Annotated in this window: 9 protein-coding genes; 4 read left to right on the top strand and 5 right to left on the bottom strand. The window is 41.5% G+C overall.

Features of this window, described 5'->3' with window-relative positions; translation table 11 throughout:
* Nucleotides 1-113 precede the first annotated feature (113 nt).
* Nucleotides 114-836, top strand: coding sequence for a pseudouridine synthase (locus HT720_RS06355; RefSeq protein WP_173274988.1), 723 nt, complete (start codon nt 114-116; stop codon nt 834-836).
* Nucleotides 837-946: 110 nt separating this feature from the next.
* Nucleotides 947-2,281, top strand: coding sequence for an aminopeptidase C (gene pepC / locus HT720_RS06360; protein WP_173274989.1), 1,335 nt, complete (start codon nt 947-949; stop codon nt 2,279-2,281).
* A gap of 55 nt (nt 2,282-2,336) precedes the next feature.
* On the opposite strand, the gene HT720_RS06365 is transcribed toward pepC, so the two are convergent.
* From HT720_RS06365 to HT720_RS06385, 5 genes are all read right to left on the bottom strand, one after another.
* Entirely contained in the window at nt 2,337-3,248 is a 912-nt protein-coding gene (locus tag HT720_RS06365; protein ID WP_173274990.1) for a PTS system mannose/fructose/sorbose family transporter subunit IID, read from the bottom strand.
* Between the two features lie 23 nt (nt 3,249-3,271).
* A complete protein-coding gene (locus HT720_RS06370) occupies nt 3,272-4,075 on the bottom strand; it encodes a PTS mannose/fructose/sorbose transporter subunit IIC (RefSeq protein WP_173274991.1) in 804 nt (267 codons plus the stop codon).
* A 25-nt stretch (nt 4,076-4,100) separates the two neighbouring features.
* The gene (locus tag HT720_RS06375) at nt 4,101-5,090 is read right to left on the bottom strand and encodes a PTS sugar transporter subunit IIB (RefSeq protein WP_173274997.1); all 990 of its coding nucleotides are present in this window, start codon (nt 5,088-5,090) and stop codon (nt 4,101-4,103) included.
* A 234-nt stretch (nt 5,091-5,324) separates the two neighbouring features.
* Nucleotides 5,325-6,344 (bottom strand): alcohol dehydrogenase AdhP, encoded by a 1,020-nt coding sequence (adhP, locus tag HT720_RS06380; RefSeq protein ID WP_173225990.1) that lies wholly within the window; start codon nt 6,342-6,344, stop codon nt 5,325-5,327.
* A gap of 224 nt (nt 6,345-6,568) precedes the next feature.
* Nucleotides 6,569-7,381: a Cof-type HAD-IIB family hydrolase gene (locus HT720_RS06385; RefSeq protein ID WP_173274992.1), complete on the bottom strand. Its 813-nt coding sequence runs from the start codon at nt 7,379-7,381 to the stop codon at nt 6,569-6,571.
* A gap of 189 nt (nt 7,382-7,570) precedes the next feature.
* Between HT720_RS06385 and HT720_RS06390 the strand changes: the two genes are divergently transcribed.
* Entirely contained in the window at nt 7,571-8,989 is a 1,419-nt protein-coding gene (locus tag HT720_RS06390; RefSeq protein ID WP_173274993.1) for an NCS2 family permease, read from the top strand.
* A 104-nt stretch (nt 8,990-9,093) separates the two neighbouring features.
* Entirely contained in the window at nt 9,094-9,801 is a 708-nt protein-coding gene (locus tag HT720_RS06395) for a type II CAAX endopeptidase family protein (RefSeq protein ID WP_000592379.1), read from the top strand.
* Nucleotides 9,802-9,853: the final 52 nt, after the last annotated feature.

The raw sequence follows: 9,853 nt of genomic DNA on the forward strand, positions 1-9,853 counted from the left end.
TTTTGAGGTTGCAGATGAAGTTGACGCGGTTTGAAGAGATTTTTGAAGAGTATGAAACGAAAAGGAGGTTGGTCATTGTACCAGCCTCCTTTTGAGTATGATATAATAGTTCTATGAGATTAGATAAATTTTTAGTTGCCTGCGCTGTGGGAAGTCGGACTGAGGTCAAAAACTTGCTCAAGGCTGGGCGCGTGACGGTAAATGGTAAAAAAGAAAAGTCAGCTAAATTGCAGATTGATGAAGAAAGAGATGAGATTCGCTTTGACGAGCAGGTGCTGGAGTATGAAGAATTTGTCTACTACATGATGAACAAGCCCCAAGGAGTTATTTCAGCGACTGAGGATTCCAAGCACAGAACGGTGTTGGATTTGCTGGATGATATTGCTCGGAGCAAGGAAGTTTTCCCAGTAGGGCGCTTGGATATTGACACGCATGGTCTTTTGCTCTTGACCAATGATGGTCAGCTGGCTCATGCTCTTCTTTCACCTAAGCGTCATGTGGACAAGACATATCTGGCTCAGATCAAGGGAATTATGGCCCAAGAAGACGTAGAGACATTTGCCAAGGGCATTCCGCTCAAAGACTTTACCTGTCAGCCCGCTAGACTGGAGATTCTTTCCACAGATGCAGAAAAGAATCAGAGCCAAATCCATGTGACCATTGCAGAAGGGAAGTTTCATCAGGTCAAGCGTATGGTGGTCTACTGTGGCAAGGAAGTAGTAGACCTGCAACGTTTGACTATGGGAACGTTGGTATTGGATGAGAACTTAGAAAGAGGGGAATGGCGTCGCTTGACCGAGGAGGAATTAGAAGCTCTCCTTGCGAATATTGCTTAATTTGATTTATATTTGAAAAGGTGAGGAAGAATATCCTTGCCTTTTATGTTTTTCAGTTGCTTCCTTTGTGAAAAGAGTTATAATAGACTGTAGAATAAAAGGAGGAATCTATGAACGCGATTCAAGAATCATTTACTGATAAACTATTTGCCAATTATGAAGCAAATGTAAAATACCAAGCGATTGAAAATGCTGCTAGCCACAACGGAATTTTTGCAGCCTTAGAACGTCGTCAGAGCCATGTAGATAATACACCTGTTTTCTCATTGGATTTGACCAAGGACAAGGTAACCAACCAGAAAGCGTCTGGTCGTTGCTGGATGTTTGCAGCTCTCAACACCTTCCGCCACAAGCTCATCTCACAATACAAACTGGAAAATTTTGAGTTGTCACAGGCCCACACATTCTTCTGGGACAAGTATGAGAAATCAAACTGGTTCTTGGAGCAAGTCATTGCGACTGCAGACCAAGACTTGACGAGCCGTAAGGTTAAATTCCTACTTCAAACACCTCAACAAGATGGTGGTCAATGGGATATGGTCGTTTCTCTCTTTGAAAAATATGGTGTCGTGCCTAAGTCAGTTTACCCTGAGTCAGTTTCATCTAGTAGCAGTCGTGAGCTAAATGCCATTCTCAACAAATTGCTTCGTCAAGATGCTCAAATTTTGCGTGACTTGCTTGCTTCTGGCGCAGACCAAGCGACTGTTCAAGATAAGAAAGAAGACCTCTTGCAAGAAATCTTTAATTTTCTTGCTATGTCTTTAGGACTTCCACCACGTAAATTTGACTTTGCCTATCGTGATAAGGATAACAACTACCAAAGTGAAAAGGGCATCACACCACAAGAATTTTACAAGAAATATGTCAATCTTCCTTTAGAAGACTACGTTTCTGTTATCAATGCTCCAACTGCTGATAAACCTTACGGAAAATCTTACACAGTTGAGATGTTGGGGAATGTGGTTGGTAGCCGTGCAGTTCGTTACATCAATGTTCCAATGGAGCGCTTGAAAGAATTGGCGATTGCCCAAATGCAAGCAGGTGAGACTGTTTGGTTTGGTTCTGATGTCGGCCAGCTCAGCAACCGCAAAGCTGGAATTCTTGCGACAGATATTTATGACTTTGAATCAAGCATGGACATTAAACTCACTCAAGACAAGGCTGGACGTTTGGATTACAGCGAAAGTTTGATGACCCACGCCATGGTCTTGACAGGTGTTGATTTGGACGAAAATGGCAAATCAACCAAGTGGAAGGTTGAAAACTCATGGGGAGACAAGGTGGGTACCGATGGTTACTTTGTTGCCTCAGACGCTTGGATGGACGAATACACTTACCAAATCGTTGTCCGTAAGGAATTGCTGACAGCAGAAGAACAAGCTGCCTATGGAGCAGAACCAATTGTACTTGCACCATGGGATCCAATGGGAGCCTTGGCTGAATAAAAGCATAGAAAAAAGGAATCAGATTTTAGAACCTGGTTCCTTTTAAGTTGCTTGATTACATGATGTGAAGAACATGTGCCACAATACCCACTGCGAAGAGGGCAAGGATAATAGTGATTGGAGATACTTTTTTCTTAAGCAAGTACATGCAAAGTAAAGTAAGGAGTAGTCCTGATAGTCCAGGGATCAACATATCCAAGTTTTGTTGGAAAGTAGTAACTTTTTCAGGTGTTTGAGACAATCCTTGTCCTACTTGTGAGAATGCTTCTTGGATACCTTTAGATCCTTCTGGCAATTTATCCCAATGGATATAAGCTTTTTCATCTAGTTGAACTTTGGCAACATCGAAAGCAAATTTAATATTTACCCAACGTTGAACAAGGACAGCAAGAATGAACATACCAAGGATAGAAGCACCTTTAGTGATGTCTTGAAGGATACCGCCAGACATATCTTTAGTGATTTCTGATCCAGCCTTGTATCCAATCTCTTGTGTATACCACAAGAATGACATACGAATCAAGTTCCATGCAACAAAGAAGAGGAGTGGACCTAAGATATTACCAGTAAGGGCAAGTGAAGCACCGAGTGATCCAAGGATTGGGCGTACTGTAAACCAGAATACTGGGTCACCGATACCAGCAAGAGGTCCCATCATACCGATTTTAACCCCTTGGATAGCAGCATCATCGATCTCAACACCGTTAGCACGTTCTTCTTCAAGTGCAAGAGTAACCCCCATGATTGGAGCGGCTACGTATGGGTGAGTGTTGAAGAACTCAAGATGGCGTTCAAGAGCAGCGATTTGATCTTCTTTTTTAGTGTAGAGTTTTTTAAGAGCTGGAATTAATGAGTAAGCCCAACCCAAGTTTTGCATACGTTCATAGTTCCAAGAACCTTGTAAGAAAGTTGAACGCCACCAAACTTTTTTACGATCTGATTTAGTTAATTGAAGTTTTTCAGTCATGATGTTTTCAGTCCTTTCTTATCTTAGTAATCTTCTAGGATATCGCCGATTGGGTCGTTAGAAGTTGCGGCTCCTCCGCCACCATTTCCACCAGTTTTAGAAAGGTGAAGGTAGATAAGAGCGATAGCAACACCGATAGCACCAAATCCGATTAGAGTAATATCTGATACGGCAGCAAGCACGAAACCGATAGCGAAGAATGGCCATACTTCACGAGTTGCCATCATGTTGATAACCATGGCGTAACCAACGGCAACAACCATACCACCACCGATAGCCATACCATCTTTGAGCCAATCAGGCATAGCATTTAGAATACTTTGTACGGTTTCAGTTGGTACCATTAGAAGGAGTGCTGCAGGGACTGCAATACGAAGACCTTGAAGAAGAAGTGCGATAAAGTGAGCGCGTTCAACTGCTTTAAAGTCACCTTTTTTAGCAGAAGCATCAGCAGTGTGAACCAATCCGACAGAGAGTGTACGGACGATCATAGTTAAGAATAGACCAGCAACGGCAAGAGGGATAGCAACCGCTTGGGCAACACCGATACCTGTCTTAGTAAAGTCGCCACCAAGAACCATGATAATGGCAGCAGCAACAGAAGCAAGAGCAGCGTCAGGAGCTACGGCAGCTCCGATGTTAGCCCAACCAAGGGCAATCATTTGAAGAGAACCACCAAGTATAATACCTGCTTCTAAGTGACCTGTTACAAGCCCAATAAGAGTACAAGCTACAAGTGGTTGATGGAATTGGAACTGGTCGAGGATACCTTCAAGACCTGCTAGGAAGGCTACAACGACTACTAAAACCATAGAAATAATAGACATCTTTAAAATCCTTTCATAAAATCGATTATTGTACGTTTGCTTTATTGATCAAGTCAAACAAATCTTTTTTGGTGTCGTTTGGTACTTTACGTACGTCAAATTCAACATCGAGGTCACGCATTTTTTCAAATGTAGCAACATCTTCTTTGTCCATAGACAAAACGTTGTTGACCATTGTTTTACCTGTTGAGTGAGCCATAGAACCAACGTTAAGAGTCTTGATTGGCACGCCACCTTCGATAGCACGAAGGGCATCTTGAGGTGTTTCAAACAAGATAAGGGCATGTGTTTCTCCGAAACGTGGATCTTTTGAAACCTCAATCAGTTTTTGAATTGGAACCACGTTAGCCTTGACATTACCTGGAGCTGCTTGTTTAATGAGCTCTTTACGAAGGTCGTCTTTAGCCACGGTATCTGAAGCAACGATGATACGATTTGCTTTTGAATCTGGAGTCCAAGCAGTTGCAACCTGACCGTGAAGTAGACGTGTGTCAAGACGGGCAAGGTTGATTTTGAGTTTACCGTCTCCGATGACAGTTCCTTCTGGGATAGCAGCTTGGGCAACTGGAACAGCTGCAGCGCTTGCTACTTCCTCAACTGGGTTTAGCTCTTCTGGAAGAGCCTTGATGCCATCTTTGGCTTCTTTAATGATATTAGCAGCGACTTTTTCTACACCTGCAACAGCGTCCATCAGGCGCTCTGTGTAGGCTTGAATTAACATCGGTAAGTTCAGTCCTGTGATGATGGCAAACTTACGCTCGGGATTTTCTCCCATCACGCGACTAGCTTGGTTAAATGGAGATCCACTCCAAAGGTCAGCCAAAACTAGAACCTCATCTTCTGCGTCAAATGCAGCAACAGCGTTATTAAACTTAGCGTATAGATCATCAGGACCCTCATTTGGCATAAAGGTTACAACTTGAACCTTTTCTTGTTCACCAAAGATCATAGATCCTGACTGATGAATACCCGCAGCAAACTCGCCGTGGCTCGCAATAATGATTCCGATACTCATTATTGTCATTCCTCCTTTTTTGTTTTAGTTTTCGTTTAAGAAAACTTTAAGACTTTTTAAGTATAAACCGTTTTCATCTAAAAATCAACTATTTATCATAAAATAATTAAAAATATTACATCTGAAAATATTGATATATTGAGTTTTGGAGAAGTTTTTTTGAATTCTTATTTAAAAATTTAATATAAAAAAGTTGGAAGACGCTTCCAACTTTTAAAATAGGTTTCTAATAGATTAGTGGGTGAAGTCGAGTACCATACGTCCTTGGATTTGCCCTTTTTCCATTTCGTCGAAAATGGCTACGGCATCTTCTATTGGACGTTTTTGAACAACTGGAACTACCAAACCTTCTGCACCGAATTGGAAGGCTTCTTCCAAGTCTTTACGAGTTCCAACAAGAGAACCGATAACTTGGATTCCATCGAGGACTGTTTTAACGATGCTGAGTTCCATCATTTCAGAAGGAAGACCGACAGCGACGACGCGACCACCGGCACGAACGGAGTCAACAGCCTGGTTGAAGGCAACTTTAGATACAGCAGTTACGACAGCTGAATGAGCTCCTCCATCAGTTTTTTCTCTGATGAGTCCTGGTACATCATCAACTTCTAGGCCGTTAATAACGACATCAGCACCGACTTCTTTTGCAAGGGCAAGTTTGTCATTGTTGATATCAACTGCGATGACATGAGCATTGAATACTTTTTTAGCATATTGAACAGCTAGGTTACCAAGCCCACCAGCACCATAAAGGACAACCCATTGGCCTGGTTCAACTTTTGCTTCTTTAATAGCTTTATAGGTTGTTACGCCAGCACATGTGATAGAAGAAGCTTGGGCTGGATCAAGTCCGTCAGGAACTTTGACAGCATAGTCAGCAGTTACGATACATTGTTCAGCCATACCACCGTCTACTGAGTAGCCAGCATTTTTCACTGTACGGCAAAGAGTTTCGCGACCAGTTGTACAGTATTCGCAAGTGCCACATCCTTCAAAGAACCAAGCAACGCTGACGCGGTCGCCGACTTTAAGGCTTTTTACATCTGGGGCAATTTCTTTAACAATACCAACACCTTCGTGACCTAGAACACGTCCTGGTACTTGACCAAAGTCACCATGGGCAACGTGGAGGTCAGTGTGGCAAACACCACAGTATTCAATTTCTACAAGTGCTTCCCCAGTTTCAAGTGGACGGAGTACTTTTTCTTCAACAGCAACACCAGTGCTTTCTGGATTTACAACAACAGCTTTCATAGCTATCCTCCTTTATATTGACCGAGAACAGGGACAACGGGACTGGATTGATTTTTTGTCAACAGAGTCGAGTGTTACGAGCTCTCTTGCATTTATATGTGAATTATATCACAAAAGAAAGCCTTTTCCAAGGTTTTGGAGGCAAAAAGTAGAACAATCGATTAACTGGTTGATGAGACTGTGAAAAGAGCACAAAGACCAGCTCGCAAGCTAGTCAGTATGGACTATAAGAATAAGTCTTGCAGGGTTTTGGCAACCCCATCTTGGTCGTTGGTCAGAGAAATTTGCTCATCTGCATAGGGGAGTAACTCTGGATTGGCATTTTTCATGGCATAGCCCTTCCCTGCAAAAGCGAGCATTTCGGTATCATTGTGTTCATCTCCAAAAGCAATCAAATCTTTTTTGTCGCGGTTCATTACCTTGAGCAAGTAGTCCAAGGCAAAGGCCTTATTAACTCCTTTGGGTGTACACTCAAGGATATTGAGCGGACCTCCCCAGGTATTGATAGACAGTTGATGCTGGTAGAAGGCGTTCATTTCTTTTGCCAGGGCATACTTGTCACTGGCTCTAGTCTGCAAGAGAATACAGTTAGGATCCTTGGTCACCAATTCAGGCTGAAATTGATCTTCAGGGCGAAAAGCTTCTACACCAAATAGTTTGGGATTGGCAATTTCTTCATTGGGATTTGTAATGTAGAATTTTTTACGATATTCTCCAGCGATAAAATCGGCTTGAATGTTCTCTGAACGTCGAACCATGTCTAAAAGATATTTTTTGTCTACCGTCAAACACTTTTCGAAGTTCCAAACTTGGTCTGGTAAATGAGTGAGGGAGCCGTTGAAGTTAATCATAGGAGTGTCTAAGCCTAGTTCACGGTAGAAATCTTTTGACATGCGGTAAGGGCGACCTGTCGTAATAATAATCTGATGGCCTTTTTCGGCAACTTTTCTGATAGTTTCTTTGGTAAAGTCAGAAATCTGACTGTCCGAGTTGAGCAGGGTTCCATCCAGGTCAACTGCAATAATTTTTTTCGTCATAGGGACCTTTCTAGTGTCTTTTCAGATAAGATGTCTACTATTATAACAGAAAGCAGGCAGAAAAGCAGATTCCAAACAAAAAATGAAATTGAATCAATTTCTTAAATAAATCAAACAAAGATATTGAAAAAGTGAATGATAAATGATATAATTCTATTATTGTTCGTAAAAATTAAAAGGAGATTGATAATGGACAAATTATTTAAACTAAAAGAGAACGGTACAGACGTTCGTACAGAGGTTCTCGCTGGTTTAACAACTTTCTTTGCAATGAGTTATATTCTCTTTGTAAACCCACAAATTCTTTCGCAAACAGGAATGCCTGCTCAGGGTGTATTCCTCGCAACGATTATCGGTGCAGTTGCTGGTACCCTGATGATGGCCTTCTACGCCAACTTGCCATATGCTCAAGCGCCAGGTATGGGACTCAATGCCTTCTTTACCTTTACAGTTGTATTTGGACTCGGTTATTCTTGGCAAGAAGCCCTAGCTATGGTCTTCATCTGTGGAATTATCTCATTGATTATCACTTTGACAAATGTTCGTAAAATGATCATTGAATCGATTCCAAATGCCCTTCGCTCAGCTATTTCAGCTGGTATCGGTGTCTTCCTTGCCTATGTAGGGATTAAGAATGCTGGACTTTTGAAATTTACGATTGATCCAGGTAACTATACTGTTGTAGGAGAAGGGGCTGACAAAGCGCAAGCAACCATTGCGGCAAATGCTTCAGCAGTTCCAGGCTTGGTCAGCTTTAATAATCCAGCTGTTTTGGTGGCTCTTGCAGGACTTGCCATTACTATCTTCTTTGTCATCAAAGGGATTAAAGGGGGAATTATCCTCTCTATCTTGACAACAACTGTTCTTGCTATTGCAGTTGGTTTGGTAGATTTGTCAAGCATCGATTTTGCTAATAACCATGTTGGTGCAGCTTTTGAAGATTTGAAGACAGTCTTTGGTGCAGCTCTTGGTTCAGAAGGTTTGGGAGCTTTGGTTTCAGATACAGCTCGCTTGCCTGAAACGCTTATGGCTATTCTTGCCTTCTCATTGACAGATATTTTTGACACAATTGGTACCCTGATCGGTACAGGTGAAAAAGTTGGTATCGTAGCGACAAATGGTGAAAATCACCAATCAGCTAAGTTGGATAAGGCTCTTTACTCTGATTTGATTGGAACGACAGTCGGTGCCATCGCAGGTACTTCGAACGTAACGACTTATGTTGAGTCTGCTGCTGGTATTGGTGCAGGTGGACGTACTGGTTTGACAGCCTTGGTCGTAGCTATCTGTTTTGCGATCTCAAGCTTCTTTAGCCCGCTTCTAGCGATTGTACCAACAGCCGCTACAGCTCCAATCTTGATTATCGTTGGGATTATGATGTTGGCTAGCTTGAAAAATATCCATTGGGACGATATGGCTGAAGCGGTTCCTGCCTTCTTCACATCTATCTTTATGGGATTCAGCTACTCTATCACTCAAGGGATTGCAGTTGGTTTCTTGACTTACACTTTGACTGAGCTTGTCAAAGGTCAAGCTAAAGATGTTCATGTCATGATTTGGATTTTGGATGCCTTGTTTATCCTGAACTACATCAGCATGGCCCTATAAATGCTATAATATAAAAAGGGGTTCTCCCCTTTTTATATTATAGTTACTTGAAAATTGCTTCAAACTAGGTAGGTGATTTTGATTGAATGGTAGGAGTATAATTGATGATAAAAAAGAATATTTGGGATGAAGTATTAAACAGGGGGAAGTGGTTAATAATCTTTCTAGTAGGGCTTTTGTTTTCTCAGTTTCCTTTAGCTCTAGCAACTTTTCTAACTAGCAGAAAATTTCCACTGCTTCAAACTGGACTATTAGTAGGGGCCTTATCTCTTGTGGTTTTAACTGTATTTATAATAGGTGCTAGGAAAACACAGTTGGCTAGTTTTGGTTTATCGTTTTTCAAGGCTAAGGATTTGGCTAGATTGGCCTTAAGCTATCTAGTGATTCTTGCCTTTAATATTCTTGGTGTGGTCTTACTGCATTTGATGAATGAAACAACAACCAGCAATCAATCAAATATTAATGATTTGGTCCAGAATAGTTCCTTAATTTCCAGTTTTTTCTTACTGGTTCTAATAGCTCCTATTTGTGAGGAGATTTTATGTCGAGGAGTGATTCCTAAAAAACTCTTTCGTGGTAAAGAAAATGTGGGTTATATAGTCGGTGCTATTATCTTTGCCTTGCTTCATTTACCGACAAATCTACCTTCTCTTCTTATCTATGGAGGAATGTCAACTGTGCTAACTTGGACAGTTTATAAAACCCAACGTTTGGAAATGTCTATCTTACTTCACATGATTGTGAATGGAGTTTTTTTCTGTTTGTTGGCTCTTGTGGTGATCATGAGTCGGACATTAGGGATTTCTGTTTAATACTCAATGAAAATCAAAGAGCAAACTAGGAAACTAGCCGCAGGCTGCTCAA

This window comes from Streptococcus sp. 68, assembly GCF_013277415.1.
Lineage (GTDB): Bacteria > Bacillota > Bacilli > Lactobacillales > Streptococcaceae > Streptococcus.

Bases quoted from the DNA above. Each gene is read 5' to 3' on its own strand.
- HT720_RS06355 (WP_173274988.1), top strand. From the start codon at position 114: ATGAGATTAGATAAATTTTTAGTTGCCTGCGCTGTGGGAAGTCGGACT.
- pepC (WP_173274989.1), top strand. From the start codon at position 947: ATGAACGCGATTCAAGAATCATTTACTGATAAACTATTTGCCAATTAT.
- HT720_RS06365 (WP_173274990.1), bottom strand. From the start codon at position 3,248: ATGACTGAAAAACTTCAATTAACTAAATCAGATCGTAAAAAAGTTTGG.
- HT720_RS06370 (WP_173274991.1), bottom strand. From the start codon at position 4,075: ATGTCTATTATTTCTATGGTTTTAGTAGTCGTTGTAGCCTTCCTAGCA.
- HT720_RS06375 (WP_173274997.1), bottom strand. From the start codon at position 5,090: ATGAGTATCGGAATCATTATTGCGAGCCACGGCGAGTTTGCTGCGGGT.
- adhP (WP_173225990.1), bottom strand. From the start codon at position 6,344: ATGAAAGCTGTTGTTGTAAATCCAGAAAGCACTGGTGTTGCTGTTGAA.
- HT720_RS06385 (WP_173274992.1), bottom strand. From the start codon at position 7,381: ATGACGAAAAAAATTATTGCAGTTGACCTGGATGGAACCCTGCTCAAC.
- HT720_RS06390 (WP_173274993.1), top strand. From the start codon at position 7,571: ATGGACAAATTATTTAAACTAAAAGAGAACGGTACAGACGTTCGTACA.
- HT720_RS06395 (WP_000592379.1), top strand. From the start codon at position 9,094: ATGATAAAAAAGAATATTTGGGATGAAGTATTAAACAGGGGGAAGTGG.